This is a genomic window from Methylophilaceae bacterium, assembly GCA_018398995.1.
Taxonomy (GTDB): domain Bacteria; phylum Pseudomonadota; class Gammaproteobacteria; order Burkholderiales; family Methylophilaceae.
Genome location: CP073759.1, coordinates 944,726 through 965,139, shown reverse-complemented (window position 1 = coordinate 965,139; position 20,414 = coordinate 944,726). Strand labels below are relative to the sequence as shown.

Genomic DNA, 20,414 nt, shown 5'->3' with positions numbered 1-20,414 from the left:
CGGAGGTAAGCAAGGGGATTTCGTCGAGGACTGTTTGAGCCATATGGTTTTTTATATGGCGAGTTCCGCAGACGCCTTGCTTGCTGAGTAGCACAGGGAAGCCGAAGGCCTTGGCGACGGGGTGCCGTTTTCTTGGGTTACTTTCTTTTCAGGCAGTTAAAAGAAAGTAACTCGCCTAAAGGCGAAAAAGAATCTATCAGAAGAGAGATAACTAATGCACTTAGCTCGGAGGGCGGAATCGTTTACAGTCCGCTGCATGACAAGTCACACAATTACATACGGCGTACCGCAAGCGTGTACACCTTACGTTAATGTTGATTTAATCCATCTCTGCAATCACTGCCAAAAACGCTGCCCCATACCGCTCTAATTTAGCCTGCCCAACACCGCTAATCAACCCCATGGCGTTCAAATCTTGTGGTTTTTGATTCAAGATTTCAATGAGCGTGGCATCATGAAAAATGACATAGGGTGGTACACCTTGTTCTTTGGCTAATTCCATGCGTTTGGCTTTTAACGCTAGCCATAATGGGTCGTCATTGGCGCCTTCAAAGGCTTCTTTTAAGCGTGCGGAGCGTTCGGCTTTGCTGGCGCGTTTTTCTGGGGTGGCGTCGCGGCGTAGCCAAATTTCTTGCTTACCTTTTAATATTGGTCTTGCTGATTCGGTTAGGCGTAATCCGCCATAGGCCTCAACATCGGCTTCTAAAAAGCCTGCGGCAATCAGTTGGCGATAGACGCTGCTCCATTGCGCTTGATTGAGCGCTTTGCCGATGCCGTAAGTGCTTACGTTGTGGTGGCTAAAGCGTTCGATTTGCGGTGTGTTTTTACCGATGAGCACATCAATTAAATGCCCTGCGCCAAAGCGTTGGCCTGTTCGAAAAACGCAAGAGAGTGCCATTTGTACCGCTTCGGTGGCTAGCCAAGTATCAACAGGGTCTAAGCAGTTATCGCATTGGCCACAGTTGCCAGGATGCGTTTCGCCAAAATAGCGCAAGATGGTTTGGTGGCGACAAGCGGTGGCTTCGCAATAGCCGAGTAGGGCATTGAGTTTCATTTGTTCTAAGCGTTTGCGTTCTTCCGATGCTTCGCCGCTATCGAGCATTTGCCGCATAGAAACCACGTCACCCATGCCGTATGTCATCCATGCGTTGGCGGGCAAACCATCGCGACCTGCGCGGCCTGTTTCTTGATAATAACCTTCCATGCTTTTGGGTAAATCCATGTGCGCGACAAAACGGACATTGGGTTTATCAATGCCCATGCCAAATGCAATGGTTGCCACCATGATAATGCCTTCTTCGCGCAAAAAGCGCCGTTGGTTTTGCTCACGGGTTGATGCGGGCAAACCAGCATGATAAGGCAATGCCGACCAGCCTTTATCGCTTAGCCAAGCGGCGGTTTCTTCGACTTTTTTACGCGATAAACAATAAATAATGCCGGCATCATGAGGGTGTTCGCGTTCTAAAAACGTGAGTAATTGCTGACGTGCATTATCTTTAATGGTGACGTGATAGCGAATATTGTGCCGATCAAAACTTGAGACAAATTGTGCGGCGTTTTCTAATGCCAGTTGCGAAATGATTTCTGCGCGGGTTGGCGCATCGGCAGTGGCAGTAAGTGCAATTCTTGGCACATGCGGAAAGCGGTTGTGCAATACCGTTAATTGTCGATATTCAGGTCGAAAATCGTGTCCCCATTGCGATACACAATGCGCTTCATCAATGGCAAATAGTGCCAAGCCGATGTGCGTGTTTACTTCTTCTAGTAAGCCTAAAAAACTGTTAACCGTAAGCCGTTCGGGTGCAACATATAATATTTTAATGTCGCCTGCTAATGCTTGGCGGGTGATGCGCTGATTATCTTCAGCGCTTAGGCTAGAGTTTAAAAACGCCGCCTTTACACCTAATTGTTGCAAGGCTTCTACTTGATCTTGCATGAGCGCAATTAAAGGCGAAACAACAATGGCCAATCCATCACGCGCAATGGCAGGAATTTGATAACAGAGTGATTTGCCACCACCTGTTGGCATTAGGACTAAAGCATCTTGCCCTGCAATGACATGTTCGACTATGGCTTGTTGCTTATCTCGAAAGCGGTCGTATCCAAATGTGGTTTGTAGAATTTGAATAGCGTCAGCCAAAACTGACCCCTTTGCGTGTACTGTTTGTTGAGTGATTACTTGATAGTGGTGTGAACATGTTGCGTATTGTACGCAAACTTTAAACTACAAAAGTAGAAAAATAAAAGGAAGTTGGGAAATAAGCTAAACACTGTTGGCGGAAAAGAATTTATCCGCCAACAATTGCTTATTTAGTGTTTCTCGCAATGCTCTTTCTCAGGATGGCACTCTTTGTCGCTAGCAATAGCAACGTTTGACATTACAGCGAATAGTACAAATAAAACTGCAGCAAATTTTTTCATCGTTTTTTCCTTTTAGAATATAAAAATAACTGCAAAACAGACTGTTGTTTAGATTGTTTTACAGTATGAATTTATATCGTCCAGCCTTTTATCAACTTGAGGAAAATGTAAAATTATTTTTTTTCGTAAGGATTGAATAGGCTATCCACCAACGCGTGCAATGCCTCGCGCATTTGTTTTTCTGATACTTCCATTAACAAGCCATCCTCAAATGCATCTTGCGTGATTTGTTGTATCTCATCAAAGTTTTCTTTCATCACGCGAATTTTTTCGGTGCAAGCGACAATACTTTTATCATCGCGTATCCAAATGGGTAAAGTTATTTTTGACATAATGGTATTGGGTATCTTAATACGTTAAGTGTTCAATCAGATGCAACATTTTGCGTAATGCTTGACCACGGTGGCTGATTTTATTTTTAATTTCTGTGCTTAATTCTGCAGCAGATTTTCCTGTCATGCTATCTAAAAACAGTGAGTCGTAGCCAAAACCATTTGTACCACGTGGCTTTTTAAGGATACTACCTTGCCACACGCCCTCTGCAATGAGCGGCTGTGGGTCATCGTGTCGGCGCACCAGCACCAAGCAACAGTAATAGTAGCCAAAACGGTTTTCATGTTGCTTTAAGGTATTGATTAAATGCGCGTTGTTATTAGCATCATTGCTTGGTTTGCCAGCAAAGTAAGCCGATTGCACACCTGGCTCGCCATTGAGCGCTTCTAAACACAGGCCAGAATCATCTGCAAGCGCTGGTAGATGGGTGGCTAGGCTAGCATGCCGCGCTTTAGCCAACGCATTTTCGATAAAGGTACAATGCGGTTCAGGCGATTCTTTTACATGATAATCGGACTGCGGCACAACGGTAATATTCAGCGGGGATAGCATGGCTTCTATTTCGCGCAATTTACCCTGATTGCCAGTGGCGATAACGAGCTTTTTAAACATATTGTTTTAGATACCTAACACTTGTTTTTGTAATGCGAGTAGTTGTTTGATGCCCTGCTCTGCCAAATCAGTCATGGTGGTCATGGTTTCGCGGCTAAACGGTGCGCCTTCTGCTGTACCTTGAATTTCAACAAAACCACCGCTACTGGTCATGACAATATTCATGTCTGTGTCACAATCAGAGTCTTCAATATAATCCAAATCTAATACTGGCGACCCCTTGTAAACGCCAACAGAAACAGCCGCCACCGCATTGGTAAGTGGAGATGCTGCGAGTAAGTTTTTACTCAGTAAATACGTAATGGCGTCGTGCATAGCAACATAGGCGCCGGTGATGCTAGCGGTCCGCGTACCGCCATCAGCTTGAATTACATCACAATCAAAATGAATTGTGCGCTCACCCAATTTTTTTAAATCAATTACCGCGCGCAAGCTTCGACCTATTAAGCGCTGAATTTCTTGCGTGCGGCCAGATTGCTTGCCCTTAGCCGCCTCTCGTTGCATGCGGCTACCTGTAGAACGCGGCAACATACCGTACTCTGCTGTTACCCATCCCTGTCCTTGTCCTTTTAAAAAGCCTGGTACTTTTTCTTCTACACTGGCTGTGCATAGCACATGTGTATCACCAAACTTAATCAGGACTGAACCTTCTGCATGTTTGGTGTAATGTCGAATGATGTCAATTTGACGTAATTGATTATTCTCACGGTTGCTGGGGCGATGAACAGATGGCATGTTGGATAAGCTTTTGATAAAAAAGCCTATTATAAAACATGCAACAGAGATAGGGCGCTAAATTCCTTTTTTTGGTTTGGTTCTATTGAGCGCCGCTTGAATCTCGGCTAAGGTTTTCTCAATGTCATCATCTGTAAAATCATCAACTTGATGCACATTGCTAGGGCTATAGGTGACAGGATTAATAATCGTTGTGGTTTCACTAAAGGGCATTGCCTGTGTAAACACAACATGATCACTTAATTGTTTATCACCCCATTGTAGGGTAATCGCGCTCAAATTATCACCATACTCATTGGATGCTTTTTCTGCGGCATCCATCAATACATTTGTTGCTTCTGCCACATTGTCATGCGTATTGAGGATTTTTTTAATTTCTGCGTCTTTTAAACAGCCCCAAAGCCCATCAGTACAGAGTAGTACTGTATCCCCTTCTGCGAGTTCCATTCTGTCTGAAAGATCAATTTTAGTTGCCTCTTTACCACCGATACAATTGTGAATTTTGTTTTTATAGGGATGCGTTGCCATTTCATGCTTGCTAATCAGGCCACGATTGTATAAAGATTGCACAATCGAGTGATCTTCAGTGCGGAAAAGTAAATGCTTGCCTCTAAAATGATATAGACGAGAATCGCCCGCATGCGCACAATACAGAAAGCCGCGTTGAATAATGGCAGCGACAATAGTGGTGCGCGGCGACTCAGATAACTGTTGGCTTTCGGTGACATTTTCAATCATATCGTGTACCTGTTGGATATGATCAGTCAAAAACTTGGCCGGACTATTAAGCAGGGGTCTAGCGAGCCTTTGAAAAGCATCGGTTAAGGTTTGAATGGCAAGTTGTGCCGCAATTTCGCCATGTCGATGCCCACCCATGCCATCTGCTAATACCAGTAATAAGCTATCTTTGCTATAGGAGTAGGCTAACCTATCTTCGTTGTAGGCTCTTTGACCTTGGCGACTATGTTGATATATCGTGAATTTCATCGTTATCGTAATGGGACTCTGCTAAAAACAGCTTGAATTTTTTGAGCAATAGTTAATTTTTTAGGTTGGGCAGCCGCGGCAGGGTTCATTAATGCTTTTTGTAAAGCAAATACCCTTTGTGGCCTATCTAAATAATCCAATTGCAAACAACTATCAATAATGGCGAGTAACTCAGGACTATAAATGCCCTCACCAATACTAAAGGCGGACGGTAGAAAATCTTTTTTAAGCCGTTTATTAGCGGCAATGGGCGCGGCTCTTGATAAGCAAGAATACATGCTTGCCCCAATGCTGTAGATATCACTCCATGGACCTAATTTCTTGCGGTCGTAATACTGTTCTGGTGGTGCAAATCCTGAAGTAAAGCTGGCCGGTAACTTCGATTGTGCTTCTGATAATGTTTGTCTGGCGGAGCCAAAATCTAATAATACGGGAGAGCCATCTAATCGGATATAAATATTGGCAGGTTTAATATCTAGATGTAATAGTTTTTGTGAGTGCACCTCTCTCAATCCATTCAGGAGTTCGCCAAAGACTCGCCGTACAAACTGCTCGCTGACTGGCTCGGTTTCAGCAAGAATTGAAGCTTGCATCGATCTGCCACGCTCGTATTGCATGACCATATAAACCGTGTTGTTTTCTCTAAAGAAGTTAGTGACGCGCACGATATTTTCATGATTAATCTTTGCAAGTGCCAAGCCCTCTTCAAAAAAACACTTGAGGCCGTGTTTAAAGGCTGTTGCATCAGCATTGGAACTTAACATGACCGTGGCGCCCTGCTCGCGTAACGCTAGTCCCGTTGGCATATACTCTTTGATGGCAACCGTATTGTTATCGCTATCTTGTGCAAGATAGACAAAACTAAAACCACCCGTGCTTAACACTTTGGTGATGGTATAGTGTTGTAGTTGATAACCAATGGGTAAAGTTTGATTATTCGCTTTTTCCATGTTAATTATTGTGTTGAAATAAGATATTACCCATCATAAAGTGCTAGACATTTTCTCATGAAATCAACTGGATTTGATACAATTATCAGTATTTACTTTAAGATTGAAATCTTTTTTTGAATAAACCGACATGATTACCAGTATGACAGGCTACGCATCACATGAGCGCAATACCAATAATGGCGTATTGCAAGTGGAGTTGCGCTCCGTTAATCAACGCTATCTTGAGCTGCAGCTCAAGATAGACGATAGTTTTCGAGCACTAGAAGCACAAGTGCGCCAGCTGCTAAAAGAAAAACTGGGTCGTGGCAAAGTTGAGTGTCGCCTGCATTTATCTAAGCCAGTGGACCAAGAAACGATTGAGCTGAATCATGCGGTTCTGCAACAGATTGCTGCATCGGTTGAAGCGGCGGCTGATTACTTTCCAGCTAGCCAAGCAGTGAATGTAATCGATGTTTTGCGTATGCCAGGTGTGATGGTGACCCCGGTATTAGACGGCGATGCTTTAACTCAAGATAGCATAGCGGTGCTAACTATTGCATTGGACAATTTAATTGCAGCCAGAGCGCGTGAGGGTGAACAATTAAAAGCCATAATTCTTGCCCGTTTAACAGAAATTGAATCGCTGATTGTGACGGTGAAGCCGATGTTGCCAACCATGGTAAAGGCGCATCAAGATAGACTGCTAGCAAAATTATATGAGGCGCAATTAAGTCATGACGAAGAACGTATCCGTCAAGAAATCATCCTATACACCCAGCGTATTCATGTCGATGAAGAGTTATCGCGTTTGGATGCTCATGTGCATGAAGTGAAGCGTCTTTTATCTACAGGCGGCATGGTTGGTAAGCAATTGGATTTCTTAATGCAAGAAATGAACCGCGAAGCGAATACATTAGGCGCTAAATCGGTTGCAATTGAAACCACACAAATTTCCATGCAATTGAAAGTTTTGATTGAGCAAATGCGTGAGCAGATTCAGAACATAGAATAATATTTCGTCATCTTTACCCATAAAATCAACTAAAATAGACGCATGATTTCAGGTAACTTATTTATTATTACTGCTGCATCTGGTGCAGGTAAAACCAGTTTGGTAAAAGCGTTGTTGGCAAAAGAGATGCGTGTGCGACTCTCTATTTCTCATACCACAAGAAAACCGCGACCAAGTGAACAAGATGGTGTGGATTATCATTTTGTGAATGAAGAAGCGTTTTTAGCAATTTTTGAAGCGGGTGGATTTTTAGAAAGTGCAACAGTGCACAGCGCGCGTTATGGCACTTCTGAGCGGTCGGTAAAGGCTGCTTTAGCAGCGGGTGACGATGTGATTTTGGAAATTGATTGGCAAGGCGCTGCACAAGTCAAACAGTTATTTCCAGAGGCGGTGAGTATTTTTATACTGCCCCCTTCTATTGAAACTTTAGCGCAACGCCTAAAGAATAGAGCACAAGATAGTGAAGCCGTCATTGCCGAGCGCTTGGCGGCGGCGCGTGAAGAAATGCGTCACTTAGTGGCGTTCGACTATGTTACAATCAATGATCGATTTGATCTTGCTTTGCAAGACTTGATTGCGATTATTCAAGCGCAACGACTAAAAACAGAGACACAACTAAAGCGCCATAGCGCGTTAATTCAAACACTGATTTAATTTAAAGGGTATTCACCATGGCACGTATTACTGTAGATGATTGTTTAAATAATATTCCAAATCGCTTTCAATTGACACTGGTGGCAGCCTACCGCGCACGTCAAATTGCCAACGGTTCTGATCCTTTAGTCAGCATGCATGGTTCGCGTGATAAACCAACTGTGATTGCGTTGCGTGAAATTGCAGCAGGCAAAGTAGGGTTAGAGCTATTAAATAAAAACTAGTTGTCTGTTTAAATTGTATGCCTAAAACCGCTCAACATTCGTCAGCGGCGCCTTTTGCAGAAGAGCAACCCTTGTTGCCTGCAGATACTGAGCATTCACAGCTAACCACGATATTAAGAGCCTACTTGTCGCAAGCCGAGATAGAGCAGGTTTGGGATGCTTATCGTTATAGTGATGCAGTCCACAAAGGACAAACGCGCCGTTCTGGCGAACCTTATATTTCTCACCCAGTTGCTGTTACTTGTATTTTAGCCAAATTGCATTTAGATGTACCAACGCTGCTGGCTGCTTTGTTGCACGATGTCGTTGAAGATTCTGAAGTGTCCAAGGAAGATTTGAGTGAGCGTTTTGGTAAACAAGTTGCAGATTTGGTTGATGGCCTTACTAAGCTAGACAAAATTGAGTTGCAAACAGCGGTGCAAGCACAAGCAGAAAATGTGCGAAAAATGCTGCTGGCAATGAGTCAAGATGTCCGGGTGATTTTGGTTAAATTGGCAGACCGTTTGCATAATATGCAAACTTTAGATGTGATGAAGCCAGCAAAGCAGCGGCGAATTTCACAGGAAACGTTGGATATTTACGCCCCAATCGCCAATCGTTTAGGGCTTAATGTGATTTACCAAGAGCTTGAAGATTTAAGTTTCAGGTATATCTATCCCAATCGTTATAACGTGATCGCAAAAGCGATTAAAACCGCGCGTGGCAATCGCAAAGAAGTGATCTATAAAATGTTAGAGTCGATTAAAACCAAGCTTGCTGAGTCGGGCATTGAAGCAAATGTGGAAGGTCGAGAAAAGCATCTTTACAGTGTCTATAAAAAGATGATTAACAAAGGCCTCAAATTATCGCAAGTGGGTGATATTTACGGGTTTCGCGTGCTGGTGAACGATCTGCCAACTTGTTATCTGACTTTGGGTAGCCTGCATAGTTTATACAAGCCGATTCCAGGTAAGTTTAAAGATTATATTGCGATTTCTAAAGTCAATGGCTATCAGTCACTTCATACGACATTATTTGGTCCTTATGGGACGCCAATAGAAATTCAAATTCGTAGTGTTGCCATGCATGATATTGCGCAGACTGGTGTTGCCGCGCATTGGCTTTATAAAACAAACGACGCGCATTTAACCAGACTGCAACAGCAAACCCATCAATGGTTGCAACGCTTAGTAGAAATTCAAACCGAAAGCGATGATAGCCACGAGTTCTTAGAGCATTTCAAGGTGGATTTATTTCCAGACGAAGTATATGTATTTACCCCTAAAGGCAATATTTTAGCTTTGCCTAAAGGCTCAACCGCGGTAGATTTTGCATATGCAGTCCATACTGATGTAGGTAATTGCTGTGTTGCGGTTAAGATTAATCATGAGCTGGCACCATTGCGAACAGAGATGAAAAATGGCGACCACGTGGAAATTATTACCTCTGCCTTGGCCAAGCCAAATCCAGCATGGTTGAATTATGTGGTGACCGGCAAAGCGCGCTCACATTTACGGCATTACTTGAAATCAATTAAGGCAACCGAATCTACGCACCTTGGTGAGCGTATGCTGAATACTGCACTAAGAGCATTGCATGTTGAACCTGGACAGATTACAGCACAACAATGGAATAAAGTGATGCGTGATTATGGTGCGCAAGATAAAACTGAAATTTTAGCTGATATTGGTTTGGGTAAACGGATTAGTTTAATGGTAGCGCATCAGTTGCTCGCTAGCGATCATCACCACGCGGAGCCTAATGGGCAAAAGTCATTTGATAAAATCACGATTCGAGGTTCTGAAGGCATGGCAGTTCAGTTTGCACAATGTTGCAGGCCGATTCCTGGCGATCCTATTTTAGGTTTCATCAACAAAGACAAAGGCTTGGTGATTCATACTCACGATTGCAACGCAATTAGCAAGTTTAAATTAGACCCAGATAAATGGTTAGATGTTGAATGGGATGCAGATGATAAGCGTTTATTTAGGGTTGATTTGCGGATTGTTGTGGTGAACGAAAGAGGCATGTTGGCAAAATTGGCGGCAGGGATTTCAGATGCAGGATCGAACATTGATAATGTGAGTGCAGAAGAGCCAGATGGAAGCCAGTACATTACGATTAATTTTACGGTGCAGGTGCATAATCGTGTGCATTTAGCAGAGCTAATACGAAACTTGCGTAAGATACCCGAAGTAGTGCGCATTAATCGTTTAAAAGGTAAATACAGAGAACAAAAAATTTAATGAGAGAGAGTGAATAATAGAGATGGCAGATAAGAAAATCATTCAAACTATACATGCGCCAGCCGCGATTGGTACCTACTCACAAGCGGTACAGGTTGGTAAAACAGTGTATTTATCGGGTCAAATTGGATTAGATCCAGAACACATGACGTTGGTTGACGGCATAGAAGCGCAAGTGCGTCGTGTGTTTGATAATTTAAAAGCGGTGACTGAGGCGGCTGGCGGGTCGATGGGTGATATTGTGAAGCTGAATGTTTTTTTAATTGATTTAAATCATTTTGCTTTAGTTAATACTGTCATGGCGGAATACTTTACTGAACCCTATCCAGCACGTGCTGCTGTGGGTGTGGCTTCACTACCAAAAGGTGCTTTGGTTGAGGCGGATGCAGTGATGGAGTTGAGTTAAATTATTCATCAATAAGCAACGTGAATGAGTGCAATCAATGCAACTTTCAGAAATAAAGTCATTTTCTAAGCCACTGATTGCTAACCTTGCTAAGTTAGGGATCAGTCATCCGCAGGATTTGCTGTTGCATTTGCCACTGCGCTATATTGATGAAACACGCATAGTCGCTATTCGTGATTTGCGGCTGGGTGAATCAGCGCAGGTGCAAGGTGAGATCGTACATGCAGAAGTCACTTATCAGCCAAGAAAAGCACTGATTGCACGTATAGAGGATGCTAGTGGACAATTAACGTTGCGTTTTCTCCACTTTTATCCAAGTCAAATTAATGCCTTAAAAGTGGGCAATCAATTGCGCGTATATGGTGAAGTGCGGCATGGTTTTTTTGGTTATGAAATGGTGCATCCCCAATGCAAAGCGGTGCGTGAGTCAACTGTAGTCAATGCACAACTAACACCAATTTATCCGACGACTGCTGGCCTTACCCAGCCAGCGGTTCGTAAAGCAATTGAAACGGTGATGCGAGATGCACAGTTGTTTGAAGAAACGTTACCAGCATCTGCCTATGCCGCGTTGAATTTGCCCACTTTTGCTAGCAGTATTCGTGCATTGCATTCTCCAGAACCAGATGCCGATTTAACTGCATTAGAGCAGCAGTCAACACCTGAGTGGCGCAGATTGGCTTATGATGAGTTATTGGCGCAACAGCTTTCTATGCGTAAACACTATGCAAAAAGACGCAGCATAGATGCGCCACAAATAGCTGTGTCGCACACATTAGTTAAGCAACTGTTACAAGACTTGCCATTTGCATTAACCACTGCTCAGCAAAAAGTCATTCAAGAAATTAGTCAAGATTTAACACAAGCGCATCCAATGCAGCGTTTGTTGCAGGGTGATGTGGGGAGTGGCAAAACCATCGTTGCTTGTATGGCCGCCTTGCAAGCGATTGAGCATGGTTGGCAGGTAGCTTTGATGGCGCCAACTGAATTGTTGGCAGAGCAGCATTATAAGAAGTTTGAAATATGGCTAGCACCACTTAATATCAATATTGCTTGGTTAACTGGTAGTCAACATAAAAAAGACAGAGAATCAGCCCAGCAAGCAATTGCCAGCGGGCAGGCCCAACTTGCAGTGGGTACCCACGCGTTGTTTCAAGATGCGGTGCAATTTGATAAGTTGGGATTAGCGATTATTGATGAACAGCATCGTTTTGGCGTCCAACAACGATTGGCATTACGCAAAAAAGGCCAACCCGAGCCCCATCAATTGATGATGTCTGCCACGCCAATTCCACGTACACTTTCCATGAGCTATTACGCCGATTTGGATGTGTCAGTCATTGATGAGCTGCCGCCTGGGCGAACACCTGTGGTCACCAAACTAATTTCAGATCAACGGCGTGAAGAGATTTTGCAGCGCGTACGTGAGGCTTGCCAAGCAGGCAGTCAGGCGTATTGGGTTTGCCCTTTGATAGAAGAGTCAGAGATTTTGCAATTACAAACAGCAACAGAAACATATGAGAATTTAAAGCAAAACTTTGTAGACTTGAGTGTTGGTTTGTTGCATGGACGTATGAAGCCCGCAGAGAAGCAAGCGGTGATGCAGGCCTTCGTCTTGGGTAAAATCCAGTTATTGGTAGCAACCACAGTGATAGAAGTTGGGGTGGATGTGCCCAATGCCAGTTTAATGGTGATTGAACATGCCGAGCGCATGGGGCTAAGCCAGCTACATCAGCTTCGAGGACGCGTTGGACGCGGTGCAGCAAAAAGTACATGTATTTTACTTTATCAAAATAAGTTATCAGAAATGGCACGTGCTCGGCTTAAAGTCATTTATGAAAACACAGATGGCTTCGCCATTGCGCAAGCTGATTTGCATTTGCGAGGACCGGGAGAGTTCTTGGGGACAAGGCAAAGTGGCGTACCCATGTTAAAAATTGCTGATTTAACGCGCGATGAAGATTTGTTACAGCAAGCTAAAAACATGGCTGATGATCTGCTCACACAACATCCAGAAGCAGTTGACCAACACTTGCAACGCTGGATGCGGCATGGGGTTGATCTAGTGAAAGTTTAGCGAACAATGAGGTGTCTTCTGATGATCATCAGTGTGATCAATAGTAAGCAGGCAATTGCAATGACTGCCGGAAATAAGACGGTTGTGGCGGAGTAATGCTCAAGTGCAAATAACACAAGCATATTGCGTACAAAGAACAGTGCAACAAAAAATATGGGTTCAGAATAAGGCGCGTGATAGACTTTTCTTGCAGTGGGTGCAAAGCCTAATGTGTCGACTAAAGTCAACATTACGACTGCCCATAAAGGATCGGACATCAAATACCAGAGGGGTAGAGCGGACATGGCAACACCAAAAAATAGCCAGTCTTTTTTGGTAATCGTGATGTCACTTCGTTTTAGATAGGCTAAAAAAGCAACCAAGACAGTCATTGCGCCCGAGACACCAATAGGCCAAGCGCCAATACCAGCATGACCCTCCAATTGCGCAAGAAAAACAATGAAAGTGGTTGAGCCCCAAATGATCCATGAGAAGACATGTGGTTTTGTGATGCCTTTTAAAATTCCAGTGATATAGGGCACAAAAGCGAGCAAAGTAAGCCCAATTGCAATAATACTGAGTATGGTTTTATCAATCATGTAACTGGCTATAAGTAAACATTAAATCAATGTAGCATAATTTTTTATCCGATGGTTTTTCGTTTCTAGGGTGTGTGTTATGCGATAATTTACTTTGTGAGAATCTACCCACATACAAAAAAATTACGCGAAAAATGGTTAAGAAAGCCATTATTAACATTGGCTTATCGACATTGGTTAATTGATGATACCTCTTTAACTGCACGCTTACAGCAACGGTATGAAGATTTTTATGTGCACGCCTTATCTCAGCTACATACCAAGCCAATCAAAGATGAAGCCGCTTTATTGAAGCTTAAGTCGTCCATGCATGTGAATGTTCGAGAAGTGTTGCTGATAGGCAAAGGGCGACCAGTTGTGTATGCACATAGTATTTTGCCGGATGCCAGTTTGCGCGGTGAGTGGGTGAAATTAGGCAAATTAGGTAATAAGCCCCTGGGCGCCAGTTTATTTAATGATCCACGTGTAAAGCGAACACCACTAAGCTATAAAAAGCTTTCTTATAATCATGATTTGTATCAAAAAGCAGTCCAATATTTGGACCATCCACCGCTTTATTTATGGGCCAGGCGTTCAATATTCAATTTACAATGCGCTACAATTTTAGTTACTGAAGTTTTTTTACCGAATATTCAAGATGAATAAATGCTTGCTCATGAAAAAATTAACTGCTTATCAACGCTTGATGCGGTTGGACAAACCAGTCGGCATTTTATTGTTGTTATGGCCTACGTTATGGGGATTGCTGCTGGCAGGCAAAGGGCGACCTGATTGGCAAATCGTTTTCATTTTTGTAACAGGCGTTATCTTGATGCGCAGTGCTGGTTGTGTAATGAATGATATTGCTGATCGACACTATGATGGCCATGTAGAACGAACAAAAAATAGGCCGTTAGTGATTGGCGAGGTCACCGTAAAAGAAGCCTTATTGCTGGCTATGGGATTAAGTTTGACTGCTTTCAGCTTAGTTTGTTTTTTAAACAAGCTGACAATATTACTCTCAATACCAGCTTTATTGTTGGCTGCAACCTATCCATTGACCAAGCGATTTTTGGCTATTCCACAAGCTTATTTAGGTTTTGCGTTTGGATTTAGTATTCTCATGACTTTTGCTGCGTTGACTAACCATGTCCCAACACTTGCTTGGTGGTTGTTATTGGCTAATGTGTTTTGGGCGATTGCATATGATACTGAATATGCAATGGTAGATCGAGAGGATGATGTAAAAATTGGCATTCAATCATCAGCCATACTATTTGGCCGCTATGATCTGCTAGCGATTATGCTCTGCTATGTAGCCATGCTTGCTATTTTTATCTATGTGGGCAAATTAATGGCATTTAGCTACTATTATTTTTTGCCGATTTTAGTCGTTGTGGGGCTAGTGATTTGGCAATATCAACTGATTAAAACCCGTAACAAAACCCACTGTTTTAAAGCTTTTTTATCGAATAATTGGATAGGATTAGTTTTGTTTATAGCAGTCTTTGCTGCATATTATGTGTAACCGCTCTTGATGCTTAATTAATCACAATTTATTGATCAATTAAGGTAAATTCAAAGCCCTCACCTTTATCGCCTTTATCTTGTTTATCTTGTTTGTCTTTGTCTGTTGTAATCTCACTCGATTTATTTGTGTTAGCTTGTTTTTTTGTTTTTATTTTCTCGAATAAAGCCTCTTTCTCTTCGGTCTCGGATAATTTATCTGTATTTACTGGCGGTACGGTAGTTGACTGGGGTTGATTGACACTTTGTTGGTTGTCTTGAGCGATTCCTTTTAATAGCGTTAATTCCTCAATTAAATTTCTAGGTAGTCCTTCGCCAGGTGTTGGTCGGTTGTTATAAATCAAGTCATATAAATAAGTCATTGCATTTGCTGTTCCCCATACTTGCGCCAATCCTTGTACTAAACGAGGAAAGTCTTCCAGCGATTCAACAGCATCAGTAGGCTCCTGAGACAAATCAGGAATGTTGATATTGTAGTAAAGCTTACAGTCTTTTTCTGTTTGCTTATACAAATCTACCAAGTTTTCTTTAGCCAGCAAGTCTAGTAAGAATAACCAAATTGTGACCGATTGTTTAGGGTGTTCTACTAAGTAATTCTGTAATCACTGAATCGCCAAGTTTGCGCGCCCATGGAATAAAAACACATCAGCATGATCAAGGACTGAAAAAATTTGCTCATCTTCAATGACGATAGGCTGCTCTTCATTAACGGCCGATTTAAACAAACTGCCAACTGGTGCAGGCGGTAGCGTGTCTTCTTCTATTTCCTCTACTTTGTTAATCTTGTCTTCTAATTCACTTTTTTTGTCAGTGCTTATTGGCTCTTCAGCAGTTTGATTGATATCTTGATTATTGACGCTTAACCATAAAGCTTCCGCATCATCAGCCTGTTTTTGAATCTGTCGTTTACGTAACCAAGTAAACACAATGTAGGCGAGTATCAATAGTAAAATCGCACTGATAAATACCAACAAATTAATGAGTTTATTTTGCTTTGAATGCGTTTGCGCTAATTGGGTTGTTTTTAATGAGTTGTCCGATGTGAGCTTTGTGTTTTGACTCTTTAACTGGTCAATTTGATTTTTCAAATGCGAAATACGGTTGTTGACAACAGTCATCTCATCTTCTAACAACATCTCTTCAGACGTTGGAATATTGCCCTGGTAGGCGTTGGGCGTAGGTTTAACTGCTAATCTAAACGCAGTTTAGCTTCGCTGATTGTCGGTACGCTTAATTGGCCTGAAATAAACAATCTTGGCTCATTAGCATTGCTTGTATTGTTATTCTTCTTCTGTGCAGTATTTTTTGTATTGTTTTGAACACCTTTGGCAGTTGCTTGATTGCCAGTTTGTTTTTTACTAGCTTGATTTGAGGCAGTACGGCGCTCCGTTCTTTTCTTTTTGGGCTGTTCTTTTGCTAGGCCTGATGGTTGCTGGATTTTTGAATCGATAGGGCTATTCTTGATATCATTATTTGTCAGTTCGGTTGTGCTTAATGCTTCAACAACAAGGTTTGTTTGTTGCAAAGAGTTGGCAGTGATGGGCGGATCTAACAGCAAAACATAATTGCGTTCTATCAAGTTATCGCAACCGGCAATGATTGATAAGTTAACAATAGGCTCATTAATGATATTCTGGCTTGTAAGCGTCAGCTTTGCGCTATCATTAGTAATAGGGCTAAGTACAAATTTTAATTGTTGTAGTTGACTGCTAGGGCCCAATGCCAAACAGTTTTCACTTTTTAATTCAGAGGCACCAAAAACAGTAATGCTTGCGTTAAGTGGTTCGCCAAGATTTGAATTCACATTAATCTCACTTAAGCCTAGCGCAAAAAGTGGGTGAGAGAAAGACATGGCAAGAAATCCAAGTGCAACCTTCGCTCTGATGGAGTCTAGTTTATAGCCAAAATACATAGATAAGCCATTATATTTATTTACACAATTTTTTGTTGTTAATTATTGCATTCATGAAACGTGTGCACAGTTGTGTTTTTACATTAAGTAAGCTTCATAAGCAATAGTGTTTTTTGAATTATTCGCTAATCTGATTGATTCGTTATTACAAGTTGTGCAATCTATCGATAAAAAAGGTTAAAATAACAAGCTAAAATCAGAACCGTAGACACTGTTATTATCGAATGCTACCAGATTTAATTCAATTTAGCGTTCAAATTTGTTTGACGGCACTCAAGCAAAAGCATATAATCCGCCCTCTTGATTTTAATTAGCTATATAAATTGGTCGTAATAATATGAAAACGTTTTCAGCAAAAACACATGAAGTAAAACGTGATTGGTTCGTGATAGATGCAACTGATCTTGTTTTGGGTCGCTTAGCCAGTGCTTGTGCGCATCGTTTGCGCGGTAAGCACAAGACAATTTACACGCCTCACGTTGATACAGGTGATTACATCGTTGTGATTAATGCTGATAAGCTACGTGTAACAGGTGCTAAAGCAACTGATAAAGAATACCACACACACTCAGGCTATCCTGGTGGGATTTCAACAACAACATTTAGCAAAATGCAAGATCGCTTTCCTGGTCGTGCATTAGAAAAAGCGGTAAAAGGCATGTTGCCAAAAGGCCCATTAGGCTACGCAATGATTAAAAAATTAAAAGTATATGCTGGTAACCAGCATGATCATGCTGCACAACAGCCGCAAGCATTGACTATCTAAGGTAAAAGAGATGATTGGTAAATATAATTACGGTACAGGACGTCGCAAAAGCTCAGTAGCGCGTGTTTTCTTGAAATCAGGCAAGGGCAACATTATTATCAATGACAAGCCAGCTGATGAATATTTCTCACGTGAGACGTCTCGAATGATTTTGCGTCAACCGTTAGCATTAACTGCAAACATGGAAAGCTTTGATATTAAAGTTAACGTTATTGGTGGCGGCGAATCTGGTCAAGCGGGTGCTGTTCGTCATGGTATTACACGTGCGTTAATTGATTTCGATGCAGCATTAAAACCAGACTTATCAAAAGCTGGATTTGTGACACGTGACGCACGTGAAGTAGAGCGTAAAAAAGTGGGCTTCCGCAAAGCGCGTCGCCGTAAGCAATTCTCTAAACGTTAATACGTTATTCCACTCTTGGAATCTGCTTACAAAAAAGGTCGCTAGCGCGACCTTTTTTTGTTTCAGGTATACTCTAAACAGATTATGGATGTTAGTGAGCTATGATAGATAAAAAATTGAAAGTTGGGATTGTGGGTGGCACGGGTTATACAGGTGTTGAACTGCTTCGTTTGCTTGCAAGACATCCTAATGTAACCATTGTTGCAGTGACCTCTCGTGGTGATGTTGGCATGCCTGTTGCAGATATGTTTCCTAATCTAAGAGGTTTTATTGATATTGCATTTACTGACCCAGAAAATGCTGATTTAACCGCTTGTGATGTTGTATTTTTTGCTACACCACATGGTGTGGCAATGAATCAAGCGCCGATACTATTAGCAGCAGGGACTAAAATAATTGATTTGGCAGCAGATTTTAGATTGCAGGACATCGCAGCATTTGAACATTGGTACAATATGCCGCATAGTTGTCCAGGCGTATTGAAAGACGCTATTTATGGTATCCCAGAGTTGAATAGGGAAAAAATTAAAGGGGCCAACGTGATTGGCAATCCTGGCTGTTATCCAACAACCGTATTATTGGGTTTGGCTCCATTATTAGAAGAAAAGCTGATCGATTTTTCAGTGCCAATCATAACTGATGCCAAGTCAGGTATTTCTGGTGCGGGTAGAAAAGCGTCTGTGGCAACTTTGTTTGCTGAAACAGGGGATAACATGAAAGCTTATGGCGTTGCTGGGCATCGCCATCATCCTGAAATTGAGGCCCAGCTGAAACATTTGGCTGGAAATGATTTACAATTCATTTTTGTTCCACATTTGATTCCGATGATTCGGGGCATGTTGTCTACGATTTATATTAAATTAGTAGAACGTGCCAAAGCAATAGATGTACAAGCTTTGTATGAGCTGCGCTACGCTAAAGAATGGTTTATTGATGTGCTTCCAAAAGGAGCGTTGCCTGAAACCAGATCTGTTCGTGGATCTAATCAGCTGCGTATTGCTTTGCAATTGCAAGCAAACAACTATTTAACACTTGTTGTTGTGCAGGATAATTTAGTAAAAGGGGCGGCAGGTCAAGCTGTGCAAAATATGAATGTCATGTTTGGCTTCTTAGAAAATGCTGGTCTAGATATTGTGCCATTGATGCCTTAATTAATAATGAGGAAACTGAAACGTCAAGTTCGTAATCATTATGGCTATACTGCTAGACGTGTTGCAGTCAGAGCGGATAGACCATGGTATTATAGAGTGGGGATTGGCTTTTTGTGTGTGGGTCTAGGTTTTGGCTTAGCTTATTTAATGATGCGTAATAGTGATTACGAAACAATGAGGGCACAATTAGAAGAAGTTGAGCATAAAAACAAGATGCTTGAATTTAAATTGATTGAAGCAAAGCGAGAGTTGCAAATCGAGTTGGCAACCAATAGTAATCTAGCAAAAGATCTTGCAAATGTTCAAGATGAAATTTTGAAGGCAAAAGAAGATTTATTATTCTATAAAAAAATGACGGTGGAATAGCGCGATTAATCTGTTCTTCTGTTTATAAAACAAGTGTTTTTAAAACAAGGTTGAAGGCTAAAATGTTTTTTAAAAAAGTAAATAAAATCGACAGCCGTATTGATACGTTAATTGGTAGCGACAGCGTGATTACAGGTAATATAGTATTTAGTGGGGGTTTGCGTGTTGACGGTACTATTCATGGGGATGTAAGGGAGCAGGCCGATTCACAAGGAACAATTGTGGTAGGCGAAAATGGGCGTGTGGAAGGTGCTGTTAATGCCACTAAAATAGTCTTGATTGGCTCAGTGACTGGGTCGGTTAAAGCTAGCCAGTTTATAGAATTACAAGCTAAAGCACGTATTAAAGGGGATTTGCATTACAAATCATTAGAAATGCACATGGGATCAGTCATTGATGGCAAGCTCGTGCATAGTGATGGAAATGAAACTGATGAATCACTTTAAAGTCTTAATTAATTGACATAATTGAATTGAAGGAGTCGAAATGAATACAGCAACGGATTTAGTAGATATGGACATACCAGCACCATTGGTATTTACCGATAATGCAGCAAAAAAAGTAAAAGAATTAATCGAGGAAGAAGGAACACCAGATTTAAAACTGCGCGTGTTTGTTAGTGGTGGTGGTTGTTCTGGTTTTCAATATGGATTTACTTTTGAAGAGGAAGTGAACGAGGATGATACGCAAGTTGAAAAAGATACTGTGACCTTGTTAATTGATCCGATGAGTTTACAATATTTAATGGGTGCGGAGATTGACTATCAAGATAATCTGCAAGGGTCACAGTTTGTGATTCGAAATCCCCAAGCAACGACAACTTGTGGTTGTGGCTCTTCTTTTTCAGTTTAGATTACATTAACTCATCGCAATTCGAGCTTTGTACTTTAATTAGATGCTTATGAAAATGAGCATCTTTTTTTTATAGATTGTTTGATTGATAAATGTTTACTAAGATTGTTTAATCTATTGCACAGCAAACGTTATATAGATAATAATGCGTGTTACATCATCTGGTTTTAAGTTCTAATAGTGTAAAAACATCGTTGGTGTATCTCATTCAGTCCCATTAACTTTAAAGGTGTGCGTAATCACCCATGACATTTTTGATTAA

24 protein-coding genes are annotated in these 20,414 nt (G+C 41.7%); 14 read left to right on the top strand and 10 right to left on the bottom strand.

The window, feature by feature from the left end; translation table 11 throughout:
• Window positions 1–319: 319 nt before the first annotated feature.
• The 6 genes from recQ to KFB94_05000 all read right to left on the bottom strand — a co-directional run bounded on the left by recQ (window position 320) and on the right by KFB94_05000 (window position 6,038).
• The gene (gene recQ / locus KFB94_05025; GenBank protein QVL46451.1) at window positions 320–2,140 is read right to left on the bottom strand and encodes a DNA helicase RecQ; all 1,821 of its coding nucleotides are present in this window, start codon (window positions 2,138–2,140) and stop codon (window positions 320–322) included.
• Between the two features lie 394 nt (window positions 2,141–2,534).
• Window positions 2,535–2,753 carry a hypothetical protein gene (locus KFB94_05020; GenBank protein QVL46450.1) on the bottom strand — a complete coding sequence of 73 codons (219 nt, stop codon included), beginning with the start codon at window positions 2,751–2,753 and terminating at the stop codon, window positions 2,535–2,537.
• 16 nt (window positions 2,754–2,769) lie between these two features.
• Window positions 2,770–3,366, bottom strand: a complete 597-nt coding sequence (rdgB, locus tag KFB94_05015) for an RdgB/HAM1 family non-canonical purine NTP pyrophosphatase (protein ID QVL46449.1) — start codon at window positions 3,364–3,366, stop codon at window positions 2,770–2,772.
• A gap of 6 nt (window positions 3,367–3,372) precedes the next feature.
• On the bottom strand, window positions 3,373–4,101 hold the full coding sequence (gene rph / locus KFB94_05010) for a ribonuclease PH (protein ID QVL46448.1): 729 nt from the start codon (window positions 4,099–4,101) through the stop codon (window positions 3,373–3,375).
• 57 nt (window positions 4,102–4,158) lie between these two features.
• Window positions 4,159–5,088, bottom strand: coding sequence for a serine/threonine-protein phosphatase (locus KFB94_05005; protein QVL46447.1), 930 nt, complete (start codon window positions 5,086–5,088; stop codon window positions 4,159–4,161).
• A gap of 2 nt (window positions 5,089–5,090) precedes the next feature.
• Window positions 5,091–6,038 carry a serine/threonine protein kinase gene (locus KFB94_05000; GenBank protein ID QVL46446.1) on the bottom strand — a complete coding sequence of 316 codons (948 nt, stop codon included), beginning with the start codon at window positions 6,036–6,038 and terminating at the stop codon, window positions 5,091–5,093.
• A 130-nt stretch (window positions 6,039–6,168) separates the two neighbouring features.
• Between KFB94_05000 and KFB94_04995 the strand changes: the two genes are divergently transcribed.
• From KFB94_04995 to recG, 6 genes are read left to right on the top strand one after another with little or no spacing between them, the layout of a single operon-like run.
• Entirely contained in the window at window positions 6,169–7,032 is an 864-nt protein-coding gene (locus tag KFB94_04995) for a YicC family protein (protein ID QVL46445.1), read from the top strand.
• 42 nt (window positions 7,033–7,074) lie between these two features.
• Window positions 7,075–7,686, top strand: a complete 612-nt coding sequence (gmk, locus tag KFB94_04990) for a guanylate kinase (protein QVL46444.1) — start codon at window positions 7,075–7,077, stop codon at window positions 7,684–7,686.
• A 17-nt stretch (window positions 7,687–7,703) separates the two neighbouring features.
• Complete coding sequence (locus KFB94_04985) at window positions 7,704–7,910, top strand: DNA-directed RNA polymerase subunit omega (GenBank protein QVL46443.1); 207 nt, start codon at window positions 7,704–7,706, stop codon at window positions 7,908–7,910.
• Between the two features lie 17 nt (window positions 7,911–7,927).
• Window positions 7,928–10,135, top strand: a complete 2,208-nt coding sequence (locus KFB94_04980; protein QVL46442.1) for a bifunctional (p)ppGpp synthetase/guanosine-3',5'-bis(diphosphate) 3'-pyrophosphohydrolase — start codon at window positions 7,928–7,930, stop codon at window positions 10,133–10,135.
• Window positions 10,136–10,157: 22 nt separating this feature from the next.
• Window positions 10,158–10,541, top strand: coding sequence for a RidA family protein (locus KFB94_04975; GenBank protein QVL46441.1), 384 nt, complete (start codon window positions 10,158–10,160; stop codon window positions 10,539–10,541).
• Between the two features lie 37 nt (window positions 10,542–10,578).
• Window positions 10,579–12,618 (top strand): ATP-dependent DNA helicase RecG, encoded by a 2,040-nt coding sequence (recG, locus tag KFB94_04970; GenBank protein QVL46440.1) that lies wholly within the window; start codon window positions 10,579–10,581, stop codon window positions 12,616–12,618.
• On the opposite strand, the gene KFB94_04965 is transcribed toward recG, so the two are convergent.
• A complete protein-coding gene (locus tag KFB94_04965) occupies window positions 12,615–13,196 on the bottom strand; it encodes a hypothetical protein (protein QVL46439.1) in 582 nt (193 codons plus the stop codon). The two genes, recG and KFB94_04965, sit on opposite strands and share 4 nt — an antisense overlap.
• A gap of 96 nt (window positions 13,197–13,292) precedes the next feature.
• Between KFB94_04965 and KFB94_04960 the strand changes: the two genes are divergently transcribed.
• Together KFB94_04960 and ubiA are read left to right on the top strand one after the other, a co-directional pair.
• Window positions 13,293–13,841, top strand: coding sequence for a chorismate lyase (locus KFB94_04960; protein ID QVL46438.1), 549 nt, complete (start codon window positions 13,293–13,295; stop codon window positions 13,839–13,841).
• Complete coding sequence (gene ubiA / locus KFB94_04955) at window positions 13,834–14,703, top strand: 4-hydroxybenzoate octaprenyltransferase (GenBank protein QVL46437.1); 870 nt, start codon at window positions 13,834–13,836, stop codon at window positions 14,701–14,703. Before KFB94_04960 ends, ubiA begins: the two co-directional genes overlap by 8 nt.
• A gap of 28 nt (window positions 14,704–14,731) precedes the next feature.
• Here the strand turns inward: ubiA and KFB94_04950 are convergent, their stop codons facing one another.
• The 3 genes from KFB94_04950 to KFB94_04940 all read right to left on the bottom strand — a co-directional run bounded on the left by KFB94_04950 (window position 14,732) and on the right by KFB94_04940 (window position 16,614).
• Window positions 14,732–15,223: a hypothetical protein gene (locus tag KFB94_04950; GenBank protein QVL46436.1), complete on the bottom strand. Its 492-nt coding sequence runs from the start codon at window positions 15,221–15,223 to the stop codon at window positions 14,732–14,734.
• An 81-nt stretch (window positions 15,224–15,304) separates the two neighbouring features.
• Window positions 15,305–15,838 (bottom strand): hypothetical protein, encoded by a 534-nt coding sequence (locus tag KFB94_04945; GenBank protein QVL46435.1) that lies wholly within the window; start codon window positions 15,836–15,838, stop codon window positions 15,305–15,307.
• Window positions 15,839–15,891: 53 nt separating this feature from the next.
• Window positions 15,892–16,614: a hypothetical protein gene (locus KFB94_04940; GenBank protein QVL46434.1), complete on the bottom strand. Its 723-nt coding sequence runs from the start codon at window positions 16,612–16,614 to the stop codon at window positions 15,892–15,894.
• Between the two features lie 337 nt (window positions 16,615–16,951).
• Between KFB94_04940 and rplM the strand changes: the two genes are divergently transcribed.
• The 6 genes from rplM to erpA all read left to right on the top strand — a co-directional run bounded on the left by rplM (window position 16,952) and on the right by erpA (window position 20,152).
• On the top strand, window positions 16,952–17,380 hold the full coding sequence (gene rplM / locus KFB94_04935) for a 50S ribosomal protein L13 (GenBank protein QVL46433.1): 429 nt from the start codon (window positions 16,952–16,954) through the stop codon (window positions 17,378–17,380).
• A gap of 10 nt (window positions 17,381–17,390) precedes the next feature.
• Window positions 17,391–17,783 (top strand): 30S ribosomal protein S9, encoded by a 393-nt coding sequence (rpsI, locus tag KFB94_04930; GenBank protein QVL46432.1) that lies wholly within the window; start codon window positions 17,391–17,393, stop codon window positions 17,781–17,783.
• A 101-nt stretch (window positions 17,784–17,884) separates the two neighbouring features.
• Window positions 17,885–18,934 carry an N-acetyl-gamma-glutamyl-phosphate reductase gene (locus KFB94_04925; GenBank protein ID QVL46431.1) on the top strand — a complete coding sequence of 350 codons (1,050 nt, stop codon included), beginning with the start codon at window positions 17,885–17,887 and terminating at the stop codon, window positions 18,932–18,934.
• Between the two features lie 6 nt (window positions 18,935–18,940).
• Window positions 18,941–19,300 carry a hypothetical protein gene (locus tag KFB94_04920; GenBank protein QVL46430.1) on the top strand — a complete coding sequence of 120 codons (360 nt, stop codon included), beginning with the start codon at window positions 18,941–18,943 and terminating at the stop codon, window positions 19,298–19,300.
• Window positions 19,301–19,362: 62 nt separating this feature from the next.
• Window positions 19,363–19,746: a polymer-forming cytoskeletal protein gene (locus KFB94_04915; GenBank protein QVL46429.1), complete on the top strand. Its 384-nt coding sequence runs from the start codon at window positions 19,363–19,365 to the stop codon at window positions 19,744–19,746.
• A 40-nt stretch (window positions 19,747–19,786) separates the two neighbouring features.
• Entirely contained in the window at window positions 19,787–20,152 is a 366-nt protein-coding gene (erpA, locus tag KFB94_04910) for an iron-sulfur cluster insertion protein ErpA (protein ID QVL46428.1), read from the top strand.
• Window positions 20,153–20,414 lie beyond the last annotated feature (262 nt).

What these genes read in the sequence shown, in the direction of transcription:
- gmk (QVL46444.1), top strand. Translation starts at nt 7,075, where the DNA reads ATGATTTCAGGTAACTTATTTATTATTACTGCTGCATCTGGTGCAGGT.
- KFB94_05000 (QVL46446.1), bottom strand. Translation starts at nt 6,038, where the DNA reads ATGGAAAAAGCGAATAATCAAACTTTACCCATTGGTTATCAACTACAA.
- KFB94_04995 (QVL46445.1), top strand. Translation starts at nt 6,169, where the DNA reads ATGATTACCAGTATGACAGGCTACGCATCACATGAGCGCAATACCAAT.
- KFB94_05020 (QVL46450.1), bottom strand. Translation starts at nt 2,753, where the DNA reads ATGTCAAAAATAACTTTACCCATTTGGATACGCGATGATAAAAGTATT.
- KFB94_04965 (QVL46439.1), bottom strand. Translation starts at nt 13,196, where the DNA reads ATGATTGATAAAACCATACTCAGTATTATTGCAATTGGGCTTACTTTG.
- KFB94_04975 (QVL46441.1), top strand. Translation starts at nt 10,158, where the DNA reads ATGGCAGATAAGAAAATCATTCAAACTATACATGCGCCAGCCGCGATT.
- ubiA (QVL46437.1), top strand. Translation starts at nt 13,834, where the DNA reads ATGAATAAATGCTTGCTCATGAAAAAATTAACTGCTTATCAACGCTTG.
- rplM (QVL46433.1), top strand. Translation starts at nt 16,952, where the DNA reads ATGAAAACGTTTTCAGCAAAAACACATGAAGTAAAACGTGATTGGTTC.
- KFB94_04915 (QVL46429.1), top strand. Translation starts at nt 19,363, where the DNA reads ATGTTTTTTAAAAAAGTAAATAAAATCGACAGCCGTATTGATACGTTA.
- rdgB (QVL46449.1), bottom strand. Translation starts at nt 3,366, where the DNA reads ATGTTTAAAAAGCTCGTTATCGCCACTGGCAATCAGGGTAAATTGCGC.
- recG (QVL46440.1), top strand. Translation starts at nt 10,579, where the DNA reads ATGCAACTTTCAGAAATAAAGTCATTTTCTAAGCCACTGATTGCTAAC.
- KFB94_04985 (QVL46443.1), top strand. Translation starts at nt 7,704, where the DNA reads ATGGCACGTATTACTGTAGATGATTGTTTAAATAATATTCCAAATCGC.
- KFB94_04945 (QVL46435.1), bottom strand. Translation starts at nt 15,838, where the DNA reads ATGTTGTTAGAAGATGAGATGACTGTTGTCAACAACCGTATTTCGCAT.
- KFB94_05005 (QVL46447.1), bottom strand. Translation starts at nt 5,088, where the DNA reads ATGAAATTCACGATATATCAACATAGTCGCCAAGGTCAAAGAGCCTAC.
- rpsI (QVL46432.1), top strand. Translation starts at nt 17,391, where the DNA reads ATGATTGGTAAATATAATTACGGTACAGGACGTCGCAAAAGCTCAGTA.
- KFB94_04920 (QVL46430.1), top strand. Translation starts at nt 18,941, where the DNA reads ATGAGGAAACTGAAACGTCAAGTTCGTAATCATTATGGCTATACTGCT.
- KFB94_04925 (QVL46431.1), top strand. Translation starts at nt 17,885, where the DNA reads ATGATAGATAAAAAATTGAAAGTTGGGATTGTGGGTGGCACGGGTTAT.
- rph (QVL46448.1), bottom strand. Translation starts at nt 4,101, where the DNA reads ATGCCATCTGTTCATCGCCCCAGCAACCGTGAGAATAATCAATTACGT.
- erpA (QVL46428.1), top strand. Translation starts at nt 19,787, where the DNA reads ATGAATACAGCAACGGATTTAGTAGATATGGACATACCAGCACCATTG.
- KFB94_04940 (QVL46434.1), bottom strand. Translation starts at nt 16,614, where the DNA reads ATGTATTTTGGCTATAAACTAGACTCCATCAGAGCGAAGGTTGCACTT.
- KFB94_04980 (QVL46442.1), top strand. Translation starts at nt 7,928, where the DNA reads ATGCCTAAAACCGCTCAACATTCGTCAGCGGCGCCTTTTGCAGAAGAG.